The organism is Lentzea roselyniae (assembly GCF_039537795.1).
GTDB classification, from domain to species: Bacteria; Actinomycetota; Actinomycetes; order Mycobacteriales; family Pseudonocardiaceae; genus Lentzea; species Lentzea atacamensis.
Genome location: NZ_BAABBE010000001.1, coordinates 402,541 through 426,987 on the forward strand (window position 1 = coordinate 402,541; position 24,447 = coordinate 426,987).

Annotated in this window: 26 protein-coding genes; 12 read left to right on the forward strand and 14 right to left on the reverse strand. The window is 67.7% G+C overall.

Annotation, left to right across the window (positions count from 1 at the left end):
• Positions 1 to 56 precede the first annotated feature (56 nt).
• The 7 genes from ABFX45_RS02025 to ABFX45_RS02055 all read right to left on the reverse strand — a co-directional run bounded on the left by ABFX45_RS02025 (position 57) and on the right by ABFX45_RS02055 (position 5,629).
• A complete protein-coding gene (locus tag ABFX45_RS02025) occupies positions 57 to 1,523 on the reverse strand; it encodes a tyrosine-type recombinase/integrase (protein ID WP_346127101.1) in 1,467 nt (488 codons plus the stop codon).
• 294 nt (positions 1,524 to 1,817) lie between these two features.
• The gene (locus ABFX45_RS02030; protein ID WP_112232824.1) at positions 1,818 to 2,039 is read right to left on the reverse strand and encodes a helix-turn-helix domain-containing protein; all 222 of its coding nucleotides are present in this window, start codon (positions 2,037 to 2,039) and stop codon (positions 1,818 to 1,820) included.
• A gap of 356 nt (positions 2,040 to 2,395) precedes the next feature.
• A complete protein-coding gene (locus ABFX45_RS02035; RefSeq protein WP_233442592.1) occupies positions 2,396 to 3,877 on the reverse strand; it encodes a DUF3987 domain-containing protein in 1,482 nt (493 codons plus the stop codon).
• Between the two features lie 35 nt (positions 3,878 to 3,912).
• Positions 3,913 to 4,206: a hypothetical protein gene (locus ABFX45_RS02040; RefSeq protein ID WP_346127104.1), complete on the reverse strand. Its 294-nt coding sequence runs from the start codon at positions 4,204 to 4,206 to the stop codon at positions 3,913 to 3,915.
• A 252-nt stretch (positions 4,207 to 4,458) separates the two neighbouring features.
• Complete coding sequence (locus tag ABFX45_RS02045; protein ID WP_146772116.1) at positions 4,459 to 4,932, reverse strand: hypothetical protein; 474 nt, start codon at positions 4,930 to 4,932, stop codon at positions 4,459 to 4,461.
• Positions 4,929 to 5,363 (reverse strand): hypothetical protein, encoded by a 435-nt coding sequence (locus tag ABFX45_RS02050; protein WP_112232818.1) that lies wholly within the window; start codon positions 5,361 to 5,363, stop codon positions 4,929 to 4,931. Before ABFX45_RS02050 ends, ABFX45_RS02045 begins: the two co-directional genes overlap by 4 nt.
• Complete coding sequence (locus ABFX45_RS02055; RefSeq protein WP_112232816.1) at positions 5,360 to 5,629, reverse strand: helix-turn-helix domain-containing protein; 270 nt, start codon at positions 5,627 to 5,629, stop codon at positions 5,360 to 5,362. Before ABFX45_RS02055 ends, ABFX45_RS02050 begins: the two co-directional genes overlap by 4 nt.
• 199 nt (positions 5,630 to 5,828) lie before the next feature.
• Here ABFX45_RS02055 and ABFX45_RS02060 point away from each other — a divergent pair, with 199 nt between their 5' ends.
• The 5 genes from ABFX45_RS02060 to ABFX45_RS02080 all read left to right on the forward strand — a co-directional run bounded on the left by ABFX45_RS02060 (position 5,829) and on the right by ABFX45_RS02080 (position 11,037).
• Complete coding sequence (locus ABFX45_RS02060; RefSeq protein ID WP_112232828.1) at positions 5,829 to 6,191, forward strand: GntR family transcriptional regulator; 363 nt, start codon at positions 5,829 to 5,831, stop codon at positions 6,189 to 6,191.
• Between the two features lie 161 nt (positions 6,192 to 6,352).
• Positions 6,353 to 7,825 carry a helix-turn-helix domain-containing protein gene (locus ABFX45_RS02065; protein WP_346127108.1) on the forward strand — a complete coding sequence of 491 codons (1,473 nt, stop codon included), beginning with the start codon at positions 6,353 to 6,355 and terminating at the stop codon, positions 7,823 to 7,825.
• Positions 7,826 to 9,179: 1,354 nt separating this feature from the next.
• Positions 9,180 to 9,665 (forward strand): macro domain-containing protein, encoded by a 486-nt coding sequence (locus ABFX45_RS02070; protein WP_346127110.1) that lies wholly within the window; start codon positions 9,180 to 9,182, stop codon positions 9,663 to 9,665.
• Between the two features lie 186 nt (positions 9,666 to 9,851).
• Complete coding sequence (locus tag ABFX45_RS02075; RefSeq protein WP_346127112.1) at positions 9,852 to 10,679, forward strand: SDR family NAD(P)-dependent oxidoreductase; 828 nt, start codon at positions 9,852 to 9,854, stop codon at positions 10,677 to 10,679.
• 31 nt (positions 10,680 to 10,710) lie between these two features.
• A complete protein-coding gene (locus ABFX45_RS02080) occupies positions 10,711 to 11,037 on the forward strand; it encodes a hypothetical protein (RefSeq protein WP_109630666.1) in 327 nt (108 codons plus the stop codon).
• Here ABFX45_RS02080 and ABFX45_RS02085 read toward each other — a convergent pair.
• Positions 11,021 to 11,839 carry a serine hydrolase domain-containing protein gene (locus tag ABFX45_RS02085; RefSeq protein WP_346127115.1) on the reverse strand — a complete coding sequence of 273 codons (819 nt, stop codon included), beginning with the start codon at positions 11,837 to 11,839 and terminating at the stop codon, positions 11,021 to 11,023. The two genes, ABFX45_RS02080 and ABFX45_RS02085, sit on opposite strands and share 17 nt — an antisense overlap.
• Before the next feature lie 23 nt (positions 11,840 to 11,862).
• On the opposite strand from ABFX45_RS02085, the gene ABFX45_RS02090 reads away from it, so the two are divergent.
• On the forward strand, positions 11,863 to 12,774 hold the full coding sequence (locus tag ABFX45_RS02090; RefSeq protein WP_346127117.1) for a ribonuclease Z: 912 nt from the start codon (positions 11,863 to 11,865) through the stop codon (positions 12,772 to 12,774).
• Here the strand turns inward: ABFX45_RS02090 and ABFX45_RS02095 are convergent.
• Complete coding sequence (locus tag ABFX45_RS02095) at positions 12,719 to 13,576, reverse strand: NAD-dependent epimerase/dehydratase family protein (protein WP_346127119.1); 858 nt, start codon at positions 13,574 to 13,576, stop codon at positions 12,719 to 12,721. The genes ABFX45_RS02090 and ABFX45_RS02095 overlap by 56 nt on opposite strands.
• A 66-nt stretch (positions 13,577 to 13,642) precedes the next feature.
• Here ABFX45_RS02095 and ABFX45_RS02100 point away from each other — a divergent pair, with 66 nt between their 5' ends.
• Positions 13,643 to 13,849, forward strand: a complete 207-nt coding sequence (locus tag ABFX45_RS02100) for a hypothetical protein (RefSeq protein ID WP_109630680.1) — start codon at positions 13,643 to 13,645, stop codon at positions 13,847 to 13,849.
• Between the two features lie 137 nt (positions 13,850 to 13,986).
• On the opposite strand, the gene ABFX45_RS02105 is transcribed toward ABFX45_RS02100, so the two are convergent.
• The gene (locus ABFX45_RS02105) at positions 13,987 to 14,199 is read right to left on the reverse strand and encodes a hypothetical protein (protein WP_233442508.1); all 213 of its coding nucleotides are present in this window, start codon (positions 14,197 to 14,199) and stop codon (positions 13,987 to 13,989) included.
• 33 nt (positions 14,200 to 14,232) lie between these two features.
• Between ABFX45_RS02105 and ABFX45_RS02110 the strand changes: the two genes are divergently transcribed.
• The gene (locus tag ABFX45_RS02110; protein WP_233439140.1) at positions 14,233 to 15,474 is read left to right on the forward strand and encodes an ATP-grasp domain-containing protein; all 1,242 of its coding nucleotides are present in this window, start codon (positions 14,233 to 14,235) and stop codon (positions 15,472 to 15,474) included.
• A gap of 6 nt (positions 15,475 to 15,480) precedes the next feature.
• Here ABFX45_RS02110 and ABFX45_RS02115 read toward each other — a convergent pair whose 3' ends face one another.
• Entirely contained in the window at positions 15,481 to 16,245 is a 765-nt protein-coding gene (locus ABFX45_RS02115) for a hypothetical protein (protein ID WP_112231315.1), read from the reverse strand.
• A gap of 62 nt (positions 16,246 to 16,307) precedes the next feature.
• Between ABFX45_RS02115 and ABFX45_RS02120 the strand changes: the two genes are divergently transcribed.
• Both ABFX45_RS02120 and ABFX45_RS02125 read left to right on the forward strand, forming a co-directional pair.
• Complete coding sequence (locus ABFX45_RS02120; RefSeq protein ID WP_233439141.1) at positions 16,308 to 17,513, forward strand: DNA cytosine methyltransferase; 1,206 nt, start codon at positions 16,308 to 16,310, stop codon at positions 17,511 to 17,513.
• Positions 17,514 to 17,822: 309 nt separating this feature from the next.
• Positions 17,823 to 19,028: a thioester domain-containing protein gene (locus tag ABFX45_RS02125; RefSeq protein WP_346127123.1), complete on the forward strand. Its 1,206-nt coding sequence runs from the start codon at positions 17,823 to 17,825 to the stop codon at positions 19,026 to 19,028.
• Between the two features lie 78 nt (positions 19,029 to 19,106).
• Here ABFX45_RS02125 and ABFX45_RS02130 read toward each other — a convergent pair whose 3' ends face one another.
• A complete protein-coding gene (locus ABFX45_RS02130) occupies positions 19,107 to 20,420 on the reverse strand; it encodes a BNR-4 repeat-containing protein (protein ID WP_346127125.1) in 1,314 nt (437 codons plus the stop codon).
• Positions 20,421 to 20,609: 189 nt separating this feature from the next.
• Here ABFX45_RS02130 and ABFX45_RS02135 point away from each other — a divergent pair, with 189 nt between their 5' ends.
• Both ABFX45_RS02135 and ABFX45_RS02140 read left to right on the forward strand, forming a co-directional pair.
• The gene (locus tag ABFX45_RS02135; RefSeq protein ID WP_109630700.1) at positions 20,610 to 20,783 is read left to right on the forward strand and encodes an antitoxin; all 174 of its coding nucleotides are present in this window, start codon (positions 20,610 to 20,612) and stop codon (positions 20,781 to 20,783) included.
• A complete protein-coding gene (locus ABFX45_RS02140; protein WP_112231311.1) occupies positions 20,780 to 21,421 on the forward strand; it encodes a putative glycolipid-binding domain-containing protein in 642 nt (213 codons plus the stop codon). The genes ABFX45_RS02135 and ABFX45_RS02140 overlap by 4 nt, the downstream gene beginning before the upstream one ends.
• An 82-nt stretch (positions 21,422 to 21,503) precedes the next feature.
• Here ABFX45_RS02140 and ABFX45_RS02145 read toward each other — a convergent pair whose 3' ends face one another.
• Both ABFX45_RS02145 and ABFX45_RS02150 read right to left on the reverse strand, forming a co-directional pair.
• Positions 21,504 to 23,618 carry a S9 family peptidase gene (locus tag ABFX45_RS02145; RefSeq protein WP_346127128.1) on the reverse strand — a complete coding sequence of 705 codons (2,115 nt, stop codon included), beginning with the start codon at positions 23,616 to 23,618 and terminating at the stop codon, positions 21,504 to 21,506.
• A 25-nt stretch (positions 23,619 to 23,643) separates the two neighbouring features.
• The gene (locus tag ABFX45_RS02150; RefSeq protein ID WP_346127130.1) at positions 23,644 to 24,249 is read right to left on the reverse strand and encodes a DUF4097 family beta strand repeat-containing protein; all 606 of its coding nucleotides are present in this window, start codon (positions 24,247 to 24,249) and stop codon (positions 23,644 to 23,646) included.
• Positions 24,250 to 24,447: the final 198 nt, after the last annotated feature.

The window sequence follows — 24,447 nt, forward strand, 5'->3', positions numbered from 1 at the left end:
CGGCACCAAGTGGTGCCGGGCCTCTGTGTCTCATTTTGGGTCTCACTTCCTCCTTTTCACGCGGGCACCGCAGGAACTCCAGCCGCGCCCGTGTCGTCGTCCGGGAAGACCTCCGCCAGACGCTCGCGCAGCTGCGGCGGCAGCATGTCCGCCAGCTGCCGGACCGCGTCCCGCTGGTCGTCGGTGAGCCGAGGTGTCACGTCCCCCTCGTCACTCCAGAGCAGCCCGCCGACCTGTTCGGCGATCTTCTCGCGGAGGGTGTCCGGGACGTGCATGTACCGGAGCTTCATCGCGGCTGACGACCAGCCCATGACGTCCATCACCGCACGGTCGGGCACACCGAGGACCAGGAGCATGGTCGCGGCCGTGTGGCGCGCGTCGTGGAGCCTGGCGTCCCGAACTCCGGCCGCTTTCAGGAGTGCTTTCCACTCGCCGTGGTCCGCGCGCGGGTCGATCGGCCGGCCAGTTGGCTGCGTGAACATCCAACCGCCTTCGTCCCACAGCTCCCGAGCGAGCGCGCGTTCCTCGTCCTGCTCATCGTCGTGAGCGCGCAACCAATCCAGCAGCGGTTCAGGGACATTGATGACGCGCCGTCCGGCGCGCGATTTCACCTCCGAGACAACCAGCCCACCACCGCGCCGTTTCGGGCACGCCCTCGCGTGGCGCTTGCAATCCGGCGGACACGGCGCCGGGCACTTCCGCTTGTGCCGCGTGCAGTTCGCCGGGCACGCCTTGACCTTGTGGTCCGCCTTTCCGCACTCGTGCGGGTCGTCGCAACCGTGCTGCCAGGTGTGGCGCTGCAACGCGCGGCGAATGGTGAGCGTGCCCGCTTTGGTGTCGAGGTCCGTCCACTTCAGACCGAGCGCCTCACCGCGACGCAAGCCGAGCGAGAGCGCGACGGCGAACCGCACTCCGTTGCGGCGCTCTTTCGCCACGTTGAGGATGTGCTGCGCCTCGTCGACCGTGAACGGCTCGACCTCGGTTTCCTCGACCTTTGGCGACTTCACCAGCATGACCGGATTGCGGGTGATGTTGCCGCGTCGCAGTGCCTCGTTCAGCGCGGCGCGCAACGTGCGGTGCACCTGCATTCGCACCGAACCGCTGTGCCCTTCCCGCTGAAGCTTGGCGTAGAGCTTTTCCACGTGCTCCGGGGTGAGCCGCTGGACTTTGTGCGCACCGAGGCCGGGAATCAGGTACAGCCTGACCGCGCCTTCGTAGTAGACGAACGACTTTCGCCGGACGGACGGCTCCGCGATGTTGTAGAGCCAATGCGTCAGCCACGATTCCAATGTCTGAGGCTTTCCCGGCTTACGCACGTTGCCGCTGTCTCGCTCGCGTTCGAGTTCGCGAACGGCGGTGATGACCTCGGCCTCGGTGGCGCGCTTGACGTGTCGGCGGTCGGGCTTGCCGTTGTCGAGCACGCCCATCGTGACGCGGCCGTGCCACTTGCCGTCTGCGCCGTAGTAGATGCTGCTCGCGCCGTTGGGGGCGCGGGTGCCCTCGGGCCGTTTCTTGCGTGCCATGTGTGGTGTCTCCTCGGGTGGTTGGTGTGTCACGTCCCCTGCGGTTCGGGGAAGAGGGAGGGAGGCAGGGACGGGGGTGCAGAAGGGCCGTTTTCGGGGGTCCAGCGGCTACCTGGGGAGATGCGTCCCTGCCTCCCTGATCGGGGTCTGGGCTGGTCATCCCGGGGAAGTTGCTCAGGGAGGCAGTCAGGGAAAAATCCCTGCCTCCCTGGCGGGTCCCTGGCTGCTTCCCTGCCTCTTCCCCGTCGTGGAAGGCCTGCCCTACTAGCCCGCGCGGGGGTAGTAGGGCCGTGGTTAGGCCGCCTCGGGTCCGGCGGCCAGCCTGGTTGCGTAGTCCGCCAAGGCCGCCGTGGAGATGCGCCGTAGGCGTCCGATTTGGACTGACGCGACCTGGCCGGACTTGATCAGGTTGAACATGGTGGTGCGGCCGACAGACAGCCGTCGTGCGGCCTCCTCGACGCTGAGGAGGGTCCGGGGCTGGTCTGCGCCGGGGTGGGTGGTGGTGTGGCGTGCCATGACCGGTGGTGTCCTCTCTGGGCTGTCTGCGGCCGTGTTCGGCCGTCACGGGCACCCGTGGTGGGTGTCGTGTTCGTTGGTGTGCAAGGGGTTTCGCGTGGTGTGCGCGGAGGGCTGCTAGGCGCTAGGCCGCAGGTGGGCGACAGGGTGAGGCGCTAGCCGAGGCGCTAGGTCTAGCGCGTCAGGCTGCTAGGCGCGGCCGGGGCGCTAGCCCGACGAACTTGACGAATTAACGAAATAAGCCTCCTGACCTGCGGTTATTTAGGTGGACTTTCTTCGTAGCTGACGAATTAAGGGGACCTGACACCGGGGTGCGTAGCGGTTGACCTGCGCAAACGCGCCCCGGACTTAATTCGTCAGGGGGACGTGACAGCCGTGTAGAGCACGGTCGGCCGTCCCTTGCCGGGCCGGGTGGCGCTGGTGAGCCGTCCGGCTTCGCAGAGCTGTCCGAGCAGCTGCGTCACGTCGACCCCGGCGCGCTTGGTGTTGCCCTTGAACACCTCCTTTGTGATCTCGGTGGCGGTGCAGCCGTCCGGCCCGGCGGCGGTGACGTAGGCCAGGACCTTTGCCGCCGCGTCGTTCGGCGCGAGGACCGAGCGGGCGGAGGCGATCGAGTAGCGGACCAGCGCGGCGGCGGCGGCCATGTGCGCCGGGGTGATGCGGTCCGTACGGTCAAGCGCGGCGTAGATAGCGGCGATGCGCAGGCAGGTCACCCCGGCGCGCGAGATGAACTCGTCCACCTGCGGGCGGTCACGTCCCAGGTGACCCGTGAACTCCAGCTGGAGGCGCTTCCACTCCAGCTCTGCCGCCTCGGTGCAGCCGAGCGCACCGAGCTGGGAGGCGCGGCGCAACCGTTCGGCCAGCGACGCGGCCAGCTCCGTCATCAGCTGCGCGTCCGGCGCGGCCGGGAAGAACTTCGATGCGGCAACGGCGACCGGGAGGAACCGGTTGTAGGTGCCGCCCGCCAGGTCCGAGGCGGACACCTTGGCGGTGAACTCGCCGGGGGTGATGTGGGCGACGATGCCGAGGTGGCTCTGTCGGGCCATGCGGGCGTCCACGTTGAGGGTGGACAGGTTGCCGCCCTCCCAGGCCGCGCGCAGCGTCGCGGACAGGGTGTTGCCCTCGCGCTTCATGCGCGCCATCACCGTTGCCCACTCCGGCTCTTCCGCGAGCAGGCGGCAGTCACCTTCGGGCAGTAGCCGCGGCTTGCTGCCCGCCTTGCCGTCCTCGGCATCGGCGGCGAACACGGCGGCCAGGCCCTCACCGGTGGACAGGCCGCTGTGGACGTTGCTGGCCCGGAAGCTGTTGTCCGCCATGCCAACCAGGGTCAGCGCGGCGTTGGTGGCGGTGCCCTTGCGTCCGAGACCGGTCGCGCCGATGAGCAGCGGCCACACCAACAGCGGGTGCCGCTCGAACCCGAGTTGCAGGTGAGGGCCAGGGCCGAGGTACACGCCGGCCGCGCTGACGAGGGAGGCCAAGACGCCCACCGGGTCGGCCTCGGTGTGCGGGTCCATCCGGTCGGCCAGGTTGCCGAGGTAGCAGTCGAACGCGACCGACTCGATCGAGGGCAGCCACAACCGCGCGCGGGCGATCTGCCCGGCGGCTGCCGCGTCCAGTGCCGCCGCGTCCGCCTGGCCGACGCTGCCGTCTGCCGTTGCCGTCTGCCGCTCCGGCAGGGCCACCACGGCGGCAGTGCCGTTGCCGCGTTGTGCCTGAGCGATCGGGGTGTCAGGCCTGCCGTCGGCAGTGCCATTGCCGCTGTCCGCCTCGGTGACGGGGTACAGCCGCCGCCCGCCGGACGCGGGTCCGGTCGGGGGTGTGGTGCTCGCGTGGGTCACGACGGCGCTCCTGGTCGGTCGGATGGGCGGGCGGGTCAGTTGCCGAGGACGGCGACGACGGCGGGCGCGAACGCCTCGACGTCGGCCAGGTAGTCCGGCAGGACCCAGGGCGGTCCGGCCTGTCGCGCGGCGTTCACGAGCGCGACCAGTTCCGGCATCCGGCAGCGCGGGTCGGTGGCGACGGCGGTGACGTAGGCGGCCATGCGCGCGGGTCCGGCGGTGTGCCAGACCTCGGGGTCGAGCCCACCCACGTACAAGGTCGCGATCACGGTGTTGAGGTCGAGCGGGAACGGCCTGGGAAGAGGGGAAACGGGACTGGGGGCGTTCATGAACGCGGTCCTCCGGGAAGAGTCGGGAAGCGCGGGGAACGGTCGCGGTGAGCGCGGCCGGACACGGTGTGTCTGGGTGGGTCTACGGGGTGGCTGACCTGCTCCGGAACCGGTCGCCGGGAACGGTGCGCGCGGGCCGGGTAATGCGGAAACAGGGGGGAGGGGCCTGCCCGGCGGGAGCGTTCTGGACGCACCCGGAACAGCGGGCACGGTGGCGGTTCGAGCACCACCGGACAGGCCCGGTCTGCGGGGTCAGCCGAGGTCGGCGGGAACCGCGTCTGCGCGGACCCGAAGCACCTCGCAGATCGGCTGTGCTCGGTAGGTCAGGCGCGAGGCCAGGTCCGTGCACAGCTGGTGCCGCCGCTCGGACCACGGCAGCAGGCCGTCCAGAACCTGGCCCGTGCGGTCGTGGTGCTCGATCATCGTGCGCACCGCCACGCGGCTAGCGCGGTCGTGCGTCCGGACCGCGTCCACGCCTACCGTCACCAGCGCGTACACGACCAGGTCGGCCACCTGGCGCACGGTGAGCGTGCGCGAGAGCGGCTGTCCGGCCAGGTGCAGCGCGGCGGCGACCTCACCCTGACTGCGCAGCTCCACCGGACGCGGCAGGACCGGGCTCGTGAACTCGATCGCGTACAGGCCGTCCTCGTGCTCGAACGCCTTCACGGACACGGAGGGCACGGGCTCCGGCGCAGCTGCGCACGGCGTCATCGTGGGCGCGCTCATGCGTTCACCAGCTCTCGAACCAGCGTCGCCGGAGCGGCCGTGATGGCGCGCCGCGTGTTCGGCCGGCGGGTCTGCGCTGGGACGTCCGGGAACAGCCGCGCGACCAGGTGGCGGCAGAACTCCAGCGCCACGCGGCGCGGGTCGTTCGTGCTCATCTCCTCGATCTCGCCTCGCGTCTCGTCCACGAACGTGAGACCGCCGTTGACGACGGTGTCCACGATCAGCAACCGCAGGTAGTCATCGTCAGCGGAGTCGGTCGCGAAACCGGGGTCGGTGTGGCAGAAGAACATCAGCGCCACCAGGTCGTCCCGGTCCAGCGGGATCGTGACGTTGATGCTGGCGACCACGGGCGTGGTGACGTAGGCGGGCCGGGTGGCCGGGATGAACTTGGTGGCGACGTCGTTGACGGTCGCGGAGGCGGTCGTGTTCATCGCGCCGCCACCTCCTCGGCGGTCGCGTTCTCGGCGCGGTCGGCGGCCTCGGGCTGCTCGTCGCCCACCACGAACGCCTGGAAACCGGCCTCGGCGCACGCCTCGTCGAACACGCGGAGGGACTGCTCCGGGACGCGGATGGCGCCACCGATCTTGTAGGCGTCCAGCTGGCCCGCCTTGATGGCGCGGTAGATGGTGTGGACCGAGACGTCATACCGTTCAGCGACTGCCTTGACCCGGAAGAACCGGGTACCCTCGTTCTGCATCCGAAGCTCCAGAAGGCTCGATGTGATCTGACCGCCCCGGCTGGTGTTGCCGCACCGCCGGGGCTTTCTGCTGTCTGCCGCTGTCCCGCCTGCAACTCCTGCGATGACTGCGATGGGGGCAACGCTAGCCAATGCGTGCCACCCTGTCAACAGGTTGCATGTCTGGAACGGTTGGAACGGTGACGGTAGGCTGGTTGACATGGGAAAACGGGACCCGAACGACGCACGACCGCCGTACTTGCAGGTGGTTGACCTGATCACCAGAGCGATCGGCGCTGGTGAGTACGCGCCCGGCGACCAGCTCCCCGCGCTGCATGTGCTCGCTGAGACCTATGGCGTGGCGGTTGGCACGGTGCGAAGCGCGCTGAACATGTTGCGGGACAAGGACATCGTGGTCGTCCGGCCGGGTAGTGGAACGTTCGTCCGAAGTGATCTGAACCCCGCTGATCTTGCGGAACCGTTGCCACCCACCAGGTCCGGCGACCTCGGGGAGGTCCTGCGGTTGCTCCACGAGATCAGCGGCCGACTCGCAGACATCGAGCGTCGCTTGCCTGTGGAGTGAGTGGCTGGTGTCGCCGTGTTGGCTGCTGTTGCTGGCTTTCATGCAATCAGCATCTGTTCGGCGGGTACCTGGTGTCCAAAGACTGGTTGTCCTACCACGCGCTTGGAATGACTGCCTGGCATAAGTGCAGGTCAGGCGACAAACAAGAGGCAGGGGAGTAGATGGAAACCGATGGACAGTGGCTGTCCAGGCCGACGTCCGAGGCAGGTCTCAACACGGGCCTCCTGGCAGAAGTGCTGAAGGAGTACCGACAGGCCAACGGTCTCAACCAGGGCGACCTGGCGAAGCTGCTGAACCTCGATCAGTCCTATGTCTCAAAGATCGAAACCGGACAGCGTCAGGTGCGGGATCTTGAGACCCTGTTGCGCATCGCCAACCGGTTGAACATTCCGCCTAGTCATGTCGGAGTCTCACAGGAGCTGTTGCAGCCTGTTGCACCACCTTCTACCGGCGCTCTCGTGGATGCGGCCAACCCTGTCGAGGTGAGCCAGGGCGATTGGAAGCGTGGTCGCCGCTACCTGAATCGGCACCGAGGCGAGCTGGCGCAGTTGGCCAAGAAACTCTACAGCCGGGAATTTCATGTAGGCGATGATGTGACTTTCATGGCAAAGCCTGAATGGATGCCTGAAAGGCCAATTCCTCTTGAGGATGTCGAGCTGCGCTGGACGGATGATCGTGTGCCGATCGAAGTCACTGGAGGTGAGCCAGAGGCGGCAAGTGTGTTGCCACTGCGTGCGCCGGGTCGCAGGTTTGAGCGTTATACCTCGGCGATTCGATACCTTGACCGTCCATCGCTGTTTGAAAACCGCGCTAGCTATCGGTTGCTAGGGGCAAATCTGCGGTCGGGTGATGCGTGGCTGGACTTCGGTCTGGGGACATACTTCGACAAGCTGGACGCGTCGGAAGCTGCGGCCCATGAATTGGCGGAGGTTGTGCGGGAAGGCCCGGCAGACGAGGTGCCGGATTGGTCGGCTTTGCCGCTCCGTGCGCTAATTGGCGACCCGTTCGACTTGAGGCGCAGGGCAGTCATGCCTGCGATCGAGACTCTCACTCTGCGGCGGCAGCGCGACACTGGACGCGCAACGTTCCTGCTGCACTGGCGGGATCCTGCAAAGGTGGCGACGGCGGCCGGAATCTATGGCCTCATTCCGGCGGGCGAATTTCAGCCCTCAAGCGTTGCAGCCTGGGACACCACGAACGACTTTGACCTCTGGCGCAACATGGTTCGGGAGTACTCTGAAGAGCTACTGGGCGAACCAGAGCGCGACGGCAGCCAGGGTGAGCCGATCAACTATGAAGAATGGTCGCTTTACAGGACGCTCGAAAAGGCGCGGGCTGAGGATCGAGTTTCGCCCTACTGCTTGGGAATTGGGCTCGACACGCTAACGCTGACCGCGACCTTGCTTACCGTTGTCGTTATTGACGACGACGTGTTTGACGACGTGTTTGGCAACTCGGTGCAGATCAATGCTGAGGGCGCGCTCGTTACCGCGATCGAATCAACGTCGGTATCTGAGGGTGTGCCGTTCACTGAGGAGACCGTCCGGCGGATGCTGACGTCTGAGCCGATGGCGTCCCCCGGCGCGTGCATCCTGGCTCGCAGCTGGAAGTTCCGCCAAGACCTTCTCGGCTGACCGGGGGACGTCCCCTGGGCGACGCTGACGAAATAAGTCCGGGGCGCGTTTGCGCAGGTCAACCGCTACGCGCCCCGGTGTCACGTCCCATTAATTCGTCACCCGCGAAGAAAGTCCACCCACGAAACAGCAGGTCAGGAGGCTTATTTCGTTAATTCGTCAAGTTCGTCACGGCCCCGTGTTCGACGGCTGTAGCCGGAGGGGGTGTCACGTCCCTGCGTGAGCTGGCGGTTTGGTGGCGGCTCGGGACATGAGGGCTGGAACGGTAGGGGGCTGGACCAATCCGGTTGGTGTCGCAACGCTGCTCGATCAAGCGGAACGCGCTGACCTGCGCTTTGGTCCTGGCCGGCGGCGCCCGCGGCGCAGCTGCAGGACAGGACCAATGCCAGACAAGCGCTGAACCCGGAGGGGTGTCACGTCCCCTCTGTGACCGGGGAGAACGGCGGGGAGGGCAGCGTGACGCGGGGAGTTCTCCCCGGTCGACTCCCCGCGCTGCCTCTGCGGGTTGACCAGGGAGACCCTCGGACGGGGAGGCGGGGAGGCACGCCACGGAACCCGCGAACGGGCGGAGAACGGCTCTCGTTTGCCGCTGTGCTGGCCGTAGAGCGGCTGAAGCACGTGCGGTGGTGTGGCTCGGTGGTCTGGAGGGGTGCCCCCGCCCCGTTCCAGCCGCTGTAGAGGGGCTCCGCGCTGGACGGCCTCTAGGCTCTAGGGCGCTGGTCACCCGACGTCCCGGCGTCTAGGCAGGGGTCTAGGTCTAGAGGGGCCAGGGTCTAGCCCTAGCGCCACTAGCGGCCCGGTCAGCGACGGCGCACAGCCCTAGGCACGGACCCTAGAGCTAGGGCCACGACCACTAGCCGGAGTTAGGTCGCCGCGACAGCCGAACACCGCCCCCTCCGGCTACAGCCGCCCTTGCTTCAGCCTCAGGTAACCGAGCTAACCCGCTAACTCGCCGCAGCTCACGAGCGTGCCGCCTGCCGAGGTCATCGGGTTAGGTTTCTAACCCAGCGAGAGCGACCTAACCCGCCCGGAACGGGTCTCAAAGTGGGTCTCAGTCCGGGGTTTCTCCGGGAGTCTCCAGCGTTGCGCGCGGAGCCTTCTACCAGGGGAAACGTACCTACACGGACTGTTGTGGACGGTCTTACCGACAACTACGGATCAGAAGGTTACAGGTTCGAATCCTGTCGAGCGCGCCAGATCGTTGGAGCCCCTTGTTTGCGGAAAACGCGGACAAGGGGCTCTTTCCGTTCATCGAAGCCGGCTCGGCTGGCTGACAAGGCGTCCAGCGCGCGCAAGAGCGCCTCTTCGCCAAAACGCGTCGACACGTGGTCGCTGCCGGGCACAGCATGTCGTCATGGAGACGTTGCGGGTGATCAAGGGCGATGCGACGAGCCCGCAGGCCAAGCGGCCGAAGATCATCGCGCACGTCTGCGACGACCTCGGCGGGTGGGGCAAGGGTTTCGTGCTGGCCATCTCGCGGCGGTGGACGGAGCCCGAGCGGGCCTACCGGGAGTGGCATCGAGGACGCGCGAAGAACGACTTCGGGCTCGGGGCCGTGCAGCTGGTGCAGGTGAAGCCCGACACCTGGGTGGCGAACATGGTGGGCCAGCGCGGCACCCGCACGGGCAGCAACGGGCCGCCGGTGCGGTACGAGGCGATCGAGCGTTGCCTGGCGACCCTGGCCGAGCACGCCGAGCGGTTGAAGGCGAGTGTGCACATGCCGCGCATCGGCTGTGGGCTGGCCGGCGGGCGGTGGGATCGGATTGAGCCGGTCATCGCCCAGACCTTGCTGAAACACGACATCTCCACGACGGTGTACGACTTCGACTCGGCAAGGTGAGCGAGTCACCATTCTTCTACTGTTGACGAGGTGGGGCAGCAAACGATTCCACAGTGGTTGATCTGCGGAAATCGGTCTCGAAATCGGATGACCGGTCGTCGCTCCAAGTACGCCGTTCGGCGCGAACAGAGGCCATTCGTCGACGTGACGGACTGCTGAGATGGTCACTTTGGCCACACTCGAGAGATGGCGATTCTGGCGGGCAAGGCCGTTGTCATCACCGGTGCCGGGCAGGGTTTGGGTCGTGCGTTCGCCGCTCACGCGGCCGCGGCCGGGGCCGCTGTGGTGGTCAACGACGTCGACGAGCCGCTCGCCAAGCAGGTCGCCGACCTCATCACGCTCCGCGGCGGCAAGGCCGTCGTCGGCGCCGGGCCGGTCCAGGATCCGGAGCAGGCCGAGGCCATGGTCGACACCTGCACGGCCGCCTTCGGGCGGATCGACGGGCTCGTCAACAACGCGGGCATCCGCTACCAGGCCGAACTGGGCCAGGACGACCCCGGCCGGATGCGGGAGCTCATCGAGATCAACGTCCTCGGCACGCTCTACTGCACCAACGCCGCCGTGCAGACCATGCGGCGCGGGTCGATCGTCAACCTCGGCTCGGTCGCGATGGTCGGGCAGCCGACCGCACTGGCCTACAGCGCGTCCAAAGGTGCCGTCGCGAGCATCACGGCGGGCGCGGCCGCGGAGCTCCAGGACAAGGGGATCCGCGTCAACGCCGTGTGCCCGGTCGCCTGGACCCGGATGTCGGCCGCCGACACCAAGGCCGTCCACAGCGGACCACCGGAGACGATCGCGCCGCTGGTCACGTACCTGCTGAGTGACCGGGCGGCGAAGGTCACCGGGCAGCTCATCCGGTTCGCCAACGGGCGGCTGCACGTCATGGGACAGACGAGCCCGAAGGAACCGGTGCTCGACAGCGACGAGTGGGACGTCGAGAGCATCGCCGAGGCCTTCGACCGGCAGCTCGAGCTGGAGGACCCGGCGTGGGTGCGCTGGGGTGTCGGAAGGTGACGCGAGCGGCTCGACGAGGCAGAGTTGCCGTGTGGAGCAGCGGGAGATCATGCAGCGGGCGCTCGGCGTCCTGACGCTCAGCTACGACGGTGCCGAGTCGGGCGACTACCTGCGCACTGCCCTCAAGTCGTTGCAGGAGGGCGTGTTCAGCTACGAGGTCAAGGTCGACGGCGAGCTGAACGAGGCCGGCGCGCAAGCCCTCAAGCAGGCCATGGACCAGGTGCTGTCGCAGTTCGGCTGGTTCACCGCCGGCCTGCTCTACGCCTTCCACGGCGTCGCGCAGGCGTACGAGAACGACTACGAGGACGCCGACGTGCAGGAAGTCCTCCGCCAGCTGGCGCTCAGGCTCGCTGACTGAGCTCCGCGCGGACGCCGTCGGAGAACGGCGTCCACGCCTCGACCGCCCACGGTCCGAAACGCAGATCCGTCAACGCGACACAGGCCGCGGAAATGTCCGGATCAACCCACAGGAACGTGCCGGACTGCCCGAAGTGCCCGAACGTCCGCGGCGAGTGTGAAAGCCCGGTCCAGTGCGGCGACTTGCCGTCACGGATTTCGAAACCGAGGCCCCAGTCGTTCGGCTTCTGCATGCCGTAACCGGGCAGGACGCCGTTCAGCCCCGGAAACACCACCGAAGTCGCCTCGCGAACCAGCTCGAGAGAAACCAGCTTCGGCGACAACAACTCGGCGGCGAACAACGCCAGGTCGGCAGCGCACGACTCGGCGCCGGCCCCGGCCGAGCCGGCCAACGCCGAGGAGCTCATCCCCAGCGGCGCGAAGACCGCCTCGTGCAGGTACGTGGCGAACGGCATCTCGCAGGCGTCGCCGACGAACGAGGCCAGCACGTCGAAGCCCGCGTTGGAGTAGATCCGGCGCGTCCCCGGCGCGGCCTGCACCTCGGGCTTGTCGAACGCGTACCCGGCGGTGTGCGCGATCAGGTGCCGCACGGTCGCCCCGGGCGGCCCGGCCGGCTGGTCCCACTCGACCGCGCCCTCCTCGACCGCCACCAGCACCGCGTAGGAGGTCAGCAGCTTCGTCACCGACGCGAGCGGGAACACGCGCTGCTGATCGCCCAACGAGCCCACGACGGACCCACCCGACACGACGGCCACCGCGACGTTCGAGGCGGGCCACGACGCCGCCACTTCCACGCTCTGCATGGGACAGACGTTAACGTCAGGGGGTGACAGTCCGGGAACTGATCGTCCTGGGAACGGCCAGCCAGGTTCCCACGCGCCAGCGCAACCACAACGGCTATCTGCTGAGGTGGGACGGCGAGGGCCTGCTCTTCGACCCCGGCGACGGTTCCCAGCGCCAGCTGCTCAGGTCGGGCGCGGCTGCGAGCGACATCACCCGGATCTGCATCACGCACTTCCACGGCGACCACTGCCTGGGCGTGCCGGGCATCGTGCAGCGGCTCAGCCTCGACCGGGTCCCGCACACCGTCCACGCCCACTTCCCGCGATCCGGCGCCCACTTCTTCGAACGCCTGCGCTACGCCAGCGCCTTCTACGACGCCGCGGACATCAAGGAAGAGCCCGTGGACGAGGACGGTCTCGTGGCCGAGGGCAGGTTCGGCAGGCTGGAGGCGTACCGGCTCGACCACGGCATCGACAGCTTCGGCTACCGGCTGATCGAACCGGACGGCCACCGCATGCTTCCCGACAAGCTCGCGGAGCACGGCATCCGGGGCCCGCAGGTCCGCGTCCTGCAGCGAGACGGTGTGCTCGACGGCGTCAAGCTCGAAGACGTCAGCGAACCCCGGAAGGGCCAGAAGTTCGCCTTCGTCATGGACACCCGCCTGTGCGACAACGTGTACGAGCTCGCCGACCAGGCCGACCTGCTCGTGATCGAGTCGACCTACCTCGCCCGCGACACGAAGCTCGCCGGCGACCACGGCCACCTCACCGCCCAGCAGGCCGCCCGCGTCGCGCGGGACTGCCGGGTCCGCAAGCTCGTGCTGACCCACTTCTCCCAGCGCTACGACGACCCGGCCGAGTTCCAGGCCGAGGCGGCGCGGGAGTTCGACGGTGAGATCGTCATCGCGAGGGACCTGGACCGGATCCCGGTGCCGAAGCGAGCCACTGGTCCCTGACGATCTCGTCGAGCGAAGAGTGCGCGGGCTTCCACCCCAGTGCGAGCAGCCGCGACACGTCGGCCCGCTGGAACCGCACCTCGCCTGGATGCGCCGGCCGCCACGTCACATCCACGGATCGTCCGCTCACCTCGGCGACGGCCGCGAGCACCTCCCGGACGGATGCCGGCGTGGCTCCGACGTTGTAGACCGCCGACTCACCCACCGCGCAGGCCTCCAGCGCCACGACGAAGGCGGTGGCAACGTCCCGCACGTGCACGAAGTCGCGCACGGCCGTCCCGTCGCCGTAGACCTCCATCCCCGGCACCTCTCCAGCGGCCACGGCCACGGCTCGGGTGATCACCCGAGTGGTGTCGGTGTCACCGCCTCCAGCGACGTTGAACAAACGCAGAGTGGTCGCCCCGATCCGCCCGGACCGCGCCGCCCACGCCACCAGATCTTCGGCCGCGGCCTTGGTCGCCGCGTACGGCGAGGACGGCTCCCGAACGGACTCCTCGGTCAGCGCGACTGCGGAGGGCCGGTAGACCCCGGCAGTCGACGCGAGGAGGAATCGCTGGCCCTCCAACGCTTTGAGCAAGTTCAGCGTCCCGCCCACGTTCACCGAGTAGTACCGAAGTGGATCTTCGAACGACTCCCGCACACGGCCGAGTCCGGCCAGGTGGACAACGGCGTCCGCGTCGATCGGCTCGAACGGCTCGGACAGGCGCTGACGCGACACAACAGGTTCATGACCGTGAACCTGCAGTTCACGCACCACGGAACGGCCGACGTACCCAGTGGCGCCGGTCACCAGAACTCGCACAAGTTGACCCTAAAGGTCGACTGGGGTTGCGCCGATAACACACGAGTGAGTTACCCCCATCGCGCTGTGCACACAAGCATCGCCGGACTCCTGCACGACGTCGCCGTGCACGAGTTCAAGCGGCAGGAGTTCCTGCGCAACGTGGCTGAGATCGTGGGAGCCGCACCCGCGCCCCAGCCCGCAGAGCTCACCGCTCCGCTTCAGGCGATCAACCCCAAGCGCAGCTTCCTCAACCGCGTTGACCAGGTCCTCCGGGACGCGGCACGCGCCTAGGGCGCACCGAGTTCGCACTCAGATCATCGCCTGATCCACTTGCCGTTGGGCCCGCTGCGGCGGGCCTGCCGCAAGATTCATCCGGCTGTTGCCGGACCGTGCTTCGACACACATACCGGGTGGCTCTACGCTACGCGTCACCCGGCGATCGCCGGTCGCATCCTTCTGCTTCTTCTCAAAGCGGGTTCTCGGCGATGGATCATGTCTTCGCAGCGCTCAGCGAGCGCCTGGGCGGGTTGTTCGGTGACCGGTTGGTCGTGCTGGCCGGTGGCACGCGTTTGGCGAAACGGGCGCATGAGCTTCATGCGCTTGGTGCCCGCCATACGCTCGTGCTCGATACCGACGACCATGCCCCGCTGCATGATTCCGAGATCGCAAGGTGGGTGTCGCTGGGCATCAAGGGCGGCTTCGTCGCCGTTGAACAGCGCCGCCTGGGCAAGTTGCTGACCAAGCCGAGCGCCGAGGTGCGCGCGATCCTCAGCGACTTCGACCCCGAGGCCGAAGCTCTCGTGATCAGCACGCCCTACAACGAGATCGGCACCTTCCAGGGCCGTCCCGTGCTCAACGCGCGCGAGCACAAGTGGGCAGAGCTGGAGAACAAGACCACCATCGACGCGCTGTGGGACGAGCTGAGCGCTCGCCGCGCGCCCGCGATGGTGTTCGACCTCGACTTCGAACGCCTCTGGGGCGCCTCGGAGATCCTGGACCGCGGCGCGGGCGTCGTCTGGTCGGGTGACGGCCCGGCGATCAACGGCGGTGCCAACTTCGTGCGCCGCGTGCGGTCGTACGAGGAGGCCAAGGAGGCCTTCGACGTGCTCGCGCCCAAGTGCGAGCAGGTGCGCGTCATGCCGTTCCTGGAAGGCATTCCGGTGAGCGTGCACGGCATCGTGTTCCCCGACGGCACCGCGGTGCTGCGTCCGATCGAGATGGTCGTGCCGCGTCGTCAGGGCCAGGCCAAGTTCCTCTACGCGGGCTGCGCGTCCTACTACGACCCGCCCGTGTGGATCCGCGACGAGATGCGCAACCTGGCCCGCCGTGTCGGCGAGCACCTGCGCGAGACCGTCGGCTACCGCGGCACGTTCACGCTGGACGGCATCGCGACCGAGGACGGCTTCCTGCCGACCGAGATCAACACCCGCTACGGCGGCGCGATGGTCTGCTTCGAGGACGCGGTCCCGAGCCTGCCCCTCGCGCTGGTCCAGGTCGCCCTGGTCGCCGGTTGGGACCTCGGCATCTCCTCGATGCAGTTCGAGGAGATCGTGCTGCAGGCGGCGGACAACTCCCGCTCTGGTGCGGTGGGCGCCAACGTGCGTGCCGTGCAGCCGACCCAGGTCGACGAGCGCCGCGTGATCTTCACCGGCTGGGCGTGCCGGCTGGCGCACCCGGACGAGCCCGCGCAGGCGACGCTGCGCCTGAGCCCGTCGCCGATCGGCGGCCGCCTGGATCTCGTTCTGCACCGCGAGAACATGCCCGTCGGGGCGCCCGTGGCCGCGCTGACCGTCGCGGCGTTCGCGCTGGCGGATCAGGAGTGGGGGACCGGCCTCGGTGCCCTGGAGCCCGCGATCGCGGTCGAGGACGAGGCCCAGGCCGAGCAGACGATGATCGAAGAGGCCGTGATCGCCTAGGAAGGCCTACCAGGCGCCCTCGTCGCCGTACGCGGAGATGAGGGCGAACCGGTAGCCCATCAGGGCAGCGGCGACCTCGCGTGGCTGGTGCGCCGGACGCACCAGCCCTTCGCCGAGCACCTTCGGCCGCGGCAGGTCCACCCCGAGCAACTCGGGCGACCTCTTCAGCAGCGCCACGGCGATCTCGGCGGCGTCGGACAGCATCTCCTCGCCCGGCAGCTCGGTCATGTCCTGCATCAGGCCCGCGACGAACGCGGGCAGCTTCTCCGGCACCGCGCACGCCAGCGCCACGAGGCACGCCACCCGTTCGGACGCCAGTGCCTCGAAGATCTTCGGCGCCCCCTGGGCGACGGCGTGCCGGGTCTGGGTCAGCCAGTCGGGAGCGGTCCTCGGCAGCTCCCGGCCGAGAGCGTTCCACCGGCGGTGCGTGCGCCGGCCCTCCTCGGTGAAGCCCTTGCCCGCCAACGCCATAGCGGCCAGCAGGAAGATCACCCGATCGCGCACGTCGGCGGCGACCTTGTAGGACGCCCCCAGCTCCACCAGGTACGGCACGGCGCAGAACGAGGCCTCGGAGACCGTGTCGTCGGTCAGCAGCCGCTCGGCCAGGGAACGGAGAGCGTCGAGACGGACGCCGGCGTCGGCGTCCATCAGGGAGCGCAGGAGCCGCGGCACCCGACCGGCGCCACCCCGGCCGTCGTACACCTCGACCCAGGAAATCCTGTCGAGTCCGCGCAACGGGTCAGGCCGTTGCCAGGCACGCGGCAGCTCCATAGGGCGGAAAGGTACGGGATGTCAGGGAAGGCTCCTCGGAGCCTCGCCCGTACGATCTCGTGGTGTCCTTCTCGGTGGCCGACATCTTCTCGGGTGCGGGCGGCATGAGCTACGGCTTCCACGCCCACCGCGACTTCCGGGTCGTCGGTGCCGCCGACGCGCAGATCGGCAAGCCGTCCTCGCGCCTCGGTTCGTTGCGGTGCAACGACACGTACCGCGCGAACATCGGCGTCGACCCGTTGGAGGTCGACCTCTCCAAAGTGTCCCCGGCGGCGTTGCGCGAGGTGTGGGGACTCCAAAGAGGTCAGCTCGACGTCCTGCTGGCGTGCCCGCCGTGCTCGGGCTTCAGTCGCATCACCGCCCAGAACCACCTGCGCGACGACCCCCGTAACTCTCTCGTGGGCCGCATCGCGGTGTACGCGCAGGAGCTGCGTCCGAAGGTCGTGCTCGTCGAGAACGCCCGCGAGCTCGTCAAAGGCAAGCAGCGCCACCACTTCGACAGCCTGGCCGAAGAGCTCACCAAGATCGGTTACTCGGTCGCGGGCGGCACGCACATGCTGTCCAAGTTCGGCCTGCCGCAGCTGCGCGAGCGGACGTTGATGGTCGCCGTCGACGCGGGCCTGCCGCTGCTCACGCTCGACGACCTCTGGGAGGGCAGGGTCATCCGCCCGTCGGCGATCACGGTCCGCCGCGCGATCGGCAAGCTGCCCCGCGTCGAGGCGGGCGTGGCGCACCCGGAAGACCCCATTCACGTGTCGCCGACGTTTTCTCAGGACCGCAGTCTCGAACGAATGCGTGCAATTCCCGCGAACGGTGGCTCGTGGGCGGACCTGCTCAGGTCTCCGGAGACCGCAGAGTTGTTGAATCCGGCACAACGCAAGATCGTCGAACAGCAGAACTGGGGTTCCCATCCCGACGTGTACGGCCGGATGTGGTGGGACGAACCCGCCAGGACCATCAAGCGGGAATGTGGCCACGTCGGCAACGGCCGTTATGCCCACCCGGAACAGCACCGCCTCTGCACGGTCCGCGAGATGGCTCTGCTGCAGGGGTTTCCGCGGCAGTTCCGCTTCGACGTCTCGATTCTCGGCAACGCGTACCGGCACGTCGGTGACGCTGTTCCGCCGCTGATCGCCTACCAGCTGGCGGGGCTGACGCGGTGGATTCTCACCGGTCGCCGTCCCGAAGCCCGCGAGATGTGCCTGCGCGGCACCTCACTGCGTCCCGGCGACATTCGGCCGGTGGAAGTTACCGAAATGGTGGCGTGATCTTTGAACCGCTGCGGGTTGCCATCCGTAGCGGGACGCGGCAACAGATAACTGTTTGGCAACGAATCTAACGTCACCTGACAAAATTTATCCATCTTGGACCTATCCACTGTGGACACTCTGAGTAGCTTTTCGCTGCTCACGCACGGTTTGTAGTGATCTCCATACCTCACTCCATTGGGTGTAACTCGATCGGATAGTGTCCGCTCGCTTCCTGTCGGTTCAGTGTCGATCTCGACGTGCCGACCGTCCCGACGGATGACTGACTTCCCACCGCGTTCGGGCTAACTTCAGCGAGCAAGGAGACCCATGGCTTCCCGGTTGAGGATCGGCGCGGCGCTGCTCGGCGCCACCGCCGCCCTGTCGTTCTCGGCCCTTCCTGCCTACGCCGACGTCAAGATCACGCCGGACCGCGGTGGTCAGGAGCAGGGCCACAACGTGTGGCTCAAGTCGGCCGACAAGGAGCCGAAGTTCAAGAAGGAGACCACCTCGGTCATCAAGCTCCGCATCGAGGACGACAAGGACCGCTCCAACGTCCTCGCCTACTGCGTCGAGCTGCCGACCCCGCTTGAGGACGGCGACATCCTCAAGGAAGTCGACTGGGACAAGCACCCAGGCAAGGACACGAAGTTCAAGGGTGACAACCCCGGCAAGGTGCTCTGGATCCTGAACCGCTCCTACCCGAACAAGTCGGTGAAGGAAGTCAAGGACGAGTTCAAGATCGACAAGCTTGACAAGGAAGACGTCATCGCAGCCACGCAGGCCGCGCTCTGGCACTTCTCCGACAACTTCGGCCTCGACGTCGGCAACGTGGAGAACGACCCGCAGGTCGTCGAGCTCTACAAGAAGTTCGTCGAGAAGGCCACGCCGGAGGCCGCGCCGAAGCCGACGCTGACGATCACCCCGGAGTCCGTCGAAGGCAAGCCCGGCCAGAAGCTCGGCCCGTTCGAGGTCAAGACCACGGCCACCGAGGTCAAGCTGACCGGGAACCTGCCCAAGGGCGTCACCGTCGTCGGCGAGGACGGCAAGCCGCTCGAGGTGCAGCAGAAGTCCGACGGGCTCTCGGTCAAGGGTGTCGAGAACATCTCCAAGTTCTTCGTGAACGTGCCGGAAGGCACGCCGGACGGCCAGGCCTCCTTCAAGCTTTCGGCCCAGGCCGACATCGCGGTGGGCCGCCTCTTCGTCGCCCACAACAAGAAGTCGGACGACGTTGCGCAGTCGCTGGTCGTCGCGCAGCCGCAGAAGGCCGAGGTCGAGAAGGAAGCCAAGGCCGACTGGAAGGCCGGCGCCGTGCCGACCACGACCACGACGACGACTACCACCACGACCACCACGACGACGGAGACCACGACTCCGACCACCACGACGACGGCCGCTCCGGCTCCGGGTGGCGGTAGCGACGACCTGGCTTCGACCGGTGCGTCGATCCTGTGGCCGCTCCTCGGCGGTCTCGTGCTCGTCGGTGCCGGTGCCGGTGCCCTGTTCGTCGTGCGCCGCAAGAAGGCCGGCGCCTGATAAGCAGTAGCACCCCTTAGACGAACGCCCCCAGGGTCCGCGCCGGTCCTGGGGGCGTTTGCCGTTCATCGCAAGTACTTACCGGCGGCTGATCCCCGCCACGCTGATGTCACCGTCGGCGATGGCGACGTCCCGTTGGGACGAGGCGCCGGAGAAGATCGCCCGTGCGGGGTCGCGGAAGTTCTGCACGACCTCGACGCGCTGCACCGGCTTGGCCGTCGGGATGACGGTTTCCGGTGTCCACGTGCGACCGAACCGCACCAGGTAGGTGTTCACGTTCGGCTTGCCGTCCTCTGTGGCGTAGACACGCCACGTGAACGGGTCGATCGGCTCCATCTCACGGGTGCGCAGGCCCCGTGCGACTTCCTTGGTCTCCCACGAGCGACCGTTCCAGGTGGACATGTAGTTGCGCAGCTGTCCCTTGTCCGGGTCGCCCATGAACCACAGCAGGAACGGCTTGCCCAGCGTCGTGCCCACGAGCTGGATGTAGTCGGGCGACTTGACGTTGTTGGGCAGGGTCAGCGGGGTCTCCGCGACCTTCAGGTGCTGCTCCTGGTCGGCGTCGTCGATCTGGGTGCCCAGATCCCTGCCGGACGCCGAGTAGAAGTGCAGGTTCCGCGGGTCGAACCACGCGTAGTAGATGTTGCGGTGGTAGCGGTCGTGCTTGTTGCCCTCGAAACCGCCACCGGCGAGCGTGTAGACGATGCGCACCCGGCCGGAGTCCTCGAGCCGCAGCTGGCCGATGTAGATCTCGTTCATGTTGTCGGCGCGGGACGTCGAGCCGATCGCGAACTTGTGGCCCGTCAGCTCCGTGGAGGTCTTCCACGTCCTGCCGTTGTCCTTGGAAACGACGTAGAGCATCGGGCGCGTGTCCGTCGGGACCGTCGGGTCGAGGTCGCCCGTCGTCTCGCGGAAGAAGACGTAGATCGTGCCGTCGCGGGTGACGAACGGCATCGGGTACGTCGCGGCGTTCTTCGAGATCAGCGTCTCTTCCCAGGCCCCGTCCGCCGAGTGCGGCTGAGGCGAACGGGACATGCGCAGCTCGACGTTGTGCATGCCGCGGAAGATCAGCAGATGTCCGTCCCTGGCCTGGACCATGGTCGGGTAGTTGTGCGCGTCGGAGTCACCGTCCGCGATCCGGTTGGGCGCGGACCAGGTGGCCTTGCGGTGGTCGTACGTCTGGACGTAGCTGTCCTCGTACTGACCCGCCCACGAGATGAACGTCTTGCCGACCTTGCGGTCGTAGACCCCACCCGCGACCGGGCGCCGGTCGCTGCGGGCGGCCACGGACGAGGCCGTGGTCGTCACCGTGAACTTCGCTTTCCCCTGAAGCTCGGCCGTGGCGTTGGCCGAGGAGACAGCGACGAGCGGCAACAGCAGTACTGCGGACATAACTCCACGCAGGAGCCGTGTCATGTGGCGTGTCCTCCTGGTTCTGGCCGCGACGGCGGCCGACCAGGCGGCGGCGGGGCCATCATCCGTGTCGCCGAGCCGAGTTGTCCAGGCGGAGTTAGCGTGATCGCGGCTATCAACACGCGGGCTCTACTCGGGTACCCTGCGTCAGGAGCGAAGGAGCACCACATGAACTTCGACGAGATCAAGAACAAGGCCATGGACCTCGCCGAGCAGCACCACGAGCAGGTCGACAAGGGCGTGGACGCCGCGGCTGATTTCGTCGCAGGCAAGTTCGGTCACGAAGAGCAGGTCGACTCGGTTGCCGAGAAGATCAAGGACATCCTTCCGGGTGGGCAGTGAACTCCTTCAACACCACTGACGCGGGGCGGGTCACCTCCAACGGGGAGACCCGCTCTCCTTCTGCCCGCAGGCCAGAGATGATCACCTGGCAGGGCCTGCACGAGCCGCGCCTGGAGCAGGTCCGCCTGCTGCTCTCGAGCGACCAGCGCCTCCGCGCCACCGGTCGCCTCGTGGCCGCGGGCCCCGACGAGCAGTTCAACGCCTCGTTCGAGGTCTCCGTGGGCGAGAGCGGCCAGGTGAACCGCCTGCTGCTGCGCACAGCCACGGTCCTTGAGGAGCGCCAGTGCTCCCTGTCGAGGACCGAGGACGGCGCCTGGCTCGTTGACCACGGCCAGGGCAGCAAGCGCGAGACGTTCAACGACGCGCTGGACGTCGACGTCCAGTTCTCGGTGCTGTTCAACGCCATCCCGATTCGCCGGCTGGGCCTGCACCGCGAGGAGGGCGAGCACAACCTGCCCGTCGTGCGGGTGTCGCTGCCGGACCTGTCGGTTCGCGCGGTCACGCAGACCTACAAGACGGTGTCGGTGGGCGACGACGTCTCGGTGGTGCGGTTCAAGAGCGGCGGGTTCGAGCAGAACATCAAGGTCGACGCCAACGGCCTGGTCGTCGAGTACCCGCTGATCTCGAAGCGGATCTAGCACCCGACGAGGACGCCGACCACCCTGCCCGTTGGCGAAGGGTGGCCGGCGCTCCAGTTCACTGTGAAGCCCGCGAGGGGTGTTAGACCATCTCGCCCAGCACCTCGGGGTCGATCACGATCGGCGCGGGCCGGTAGGCCGGCGGCTCCACCCCCATGAGCGACCGCACCAGGAAGTCCCAGCACCGCGTCCGCACATAGGCCAGCCGGTCGATGTACAAGTGCTCGGCCCCAGGCACGATCAGCAGCTCGAACTCCTTCCCGGCGGCGATCAGCGCGTCGGCAAACCGCATCGTGTGGTGCGGGTGCGCCGTGTCGTCCAGCTCGCCGTGCACCAGCAACAACTTGCCCTCCAGCCGGTCCGCGATCTCGACGTTGGAAGCCCGCAGCCAAGCCTCGGGGTTGTCCGGCCCGTCGCACGACTCCGCCCAGCCCAGCCCGATGCACCGCGCGTCGTGCGAGCCGGACAGCGCGACACCAGCGTGATAGGTCTCGGGGAACGCCAGCATCGCGCGCCCCGCGGCGAACCCGCCGCCGGAGTGGCCCATCACGCCCACGCGACCCAGGTCCATCCACGGGCGCGTGGCAGCCAGTTGGTGCAGTGCCGCGACGTGGTCCTCCAGGCTGCCCGCGTCGGCCAACCGGCCGTAGGAGGCGTCGAGGAAGGCCTTGCTGCGGCCGGGGGTGCCTCGTCCGTCCAGGGCCACGACCACGAAACCGAGTGCTGCCAAAGGTTCCGCGTCCACGCCCATGCCGCCGGGGTCGAAGCACGGGTCGACGCGCGTGACCTGCGGACCGGGGTAGACGCTGTCCACGACCGCGTAGCTGGCAGACGGGTCGAACCCACGCGGCTTGTACAGCACGCCGTAGATGTCGGTGGTGCCGTCAGCCGCCTTGACGCAGAAGCGTTCCGGCGCGGTCCAACCCGTGGCCACCAAACGGCTGATGTCGGCGCGTTCCAACGAAACCAGCACGCGGCCGGACCAGTCGCGGACAACAGTCACCGGCGGCGTGTCCACAGTGGACGCCGAGTCGACGAAGTACTCCTTGTTCTCCGACACGACCACAACGTGGTCCAACGTGTCGTCGGTGACCAAAGCGAACCCGGTGCCGTCCAAGCCAACCCGGCACACCGTGCGGCGGTAGGGATCGTCAGCCACGAGTCCGGACGCGGTGAAGTAGACGACGCGGGAAGTCTCGTCGACGTGCAGGATCTCGCGCACCAGCCACGAGCCCGAGGTGACCTGGCCGAGCAACGAGCCGGTGTGCAGGTCGTAGCGGTAGAGGTGGCCCCAGCCGTCGCGCTGCGAGAACCACAGCACCTCGTCGGCCAGCACCCGCACGATCGGCGTGCCGTACATGAACTGGTTGGGGCCGACGCGGTTGGATCCGGTCTCGCTCAGCACCACCGCGACCTGGCCGGAAGAGACGTCCATCCGGTTCAGGGTGAGGGTGTGCTGGTCGCGCGGCCTGCTGAGGAAGTACACCGCCGAGCTGTCGGACGCCCACCACGCGTAGCCGAGCATGATCGGTGAGAACTCCGGCATGAGCAGCGGTTCGGTCTGGGCGCGGACCATGGTGCCGGCCGCGATGTCGAACACCACCAGCTCAGCCAGCGGCATGTCCGGGTCGCCGGGGTAGGCGTACCGCTGGGTGTGCACCCGAGGGCCGCTGCCGTCGGCAGGGCGGGTCTCGATCAGGTGCGTCTGGCGGACGTTGCGCTCGTCGGTGCGGTGGGCGAGGACCTTGGTCGAGTCGGGTGACCAGGCCAGTGCGGGCGGCATGTGCGGCAGGCCGAACTTGCGCATCAACGTGCCGTAGCTCATGGCGTCCGGGCCGTAGCCGTACCCGTAGTTCTCCGAGCCGTCGGTCGTGAGGGCCCACTCGCGATCGCCGGACCGCGCCCACAGGCCGTGGCCGCGCCGCGAGACCGCGACCTTGCCGTCGGGCGAGGACACCTCCAGCGGGTTGCCGGGCGCCGGCAGGTACGGCGTGGGGTCGAAGCCCGGCTCACGGGTGCCTGCCGCCGGGTCGACCAGTACGAACCTGCGGTCGGCGCCGTCGCGGACCTGGTACCAGAAGCAGGCACCACCGTTGATCCACTGTGGACGGATCTTGTCGCCGACGACGAGCTCGCCGGGGGCGGCCGAGCGGCGGAAGAGCTTCTCTGCGGCCTGGTAGTTCGCGGTGGTGCTCATGGTTTCTCCCCAGTGTTCGGAATTGTCAGAGGCTGCGCGCGGTGATGTCGCCGTACGCGGTGGTGGCGCGGATCGTCAGGTCGGTGGTGCCGTTGTTCTTGAGGGAGTTGCTGATCCGGCCGTAGGAGGTGCCGGCGTCCATGGCGGCGGACAGTCCGGCGGCGACGCCGATGGTGATGTCGCCCTTCTGGGTGTTGATCTCCGCGGAACCGGTGAGGCAGCCGACGCTGACGTCACCGGCCTGCGTGGTCAGTCGCACGCTCGCGGCCTCGTCGATCTTGATGTCGCTCTGCGCGGCCTCGAAGGCGATGTCACCGAGCCGGCCGACGCCGCGGAACTCGGCGCTGGCCGCCTTGGCCTCGACGCGGGAACCGGCAGGCAGTTGCACCGTGACCTCGACCGCGCCGGACGCGCCGAGGAGCTGGTTCCCGGCCTGGCCCTTGATCCGCAGCACACCGTCGGCGAACTCGACCTCGGTCTGCTCGGCGGCCTTCACGTCGCGGCTCTTCGAAGCGTCCGCGGGGCGGATCTCGACGGCGGCGTCGTCCCTGTCGGCGGCGATGAGCTGGACGAGGCCGGCGGGGATGTCGAGGATGGCGGCGATCGGGGCGGTGGTGGCGAACTTCTGCATCTTCGGCTCCTGTGGCTCGTTGTTTCTGATGTGGGAAAAGCTACGTTGCGTTCACGAATGTCAGCAACAAGCTTTGTTGCACACGATCTGTATCGTCGCAGCTCAAAGCCTAGATATTGTTGCAATGGGCCCGAAAGATGAATGCAACGATCATGGTCATCACGTTGCAATGAGATGAAGATGAACGCTATGGTGGCG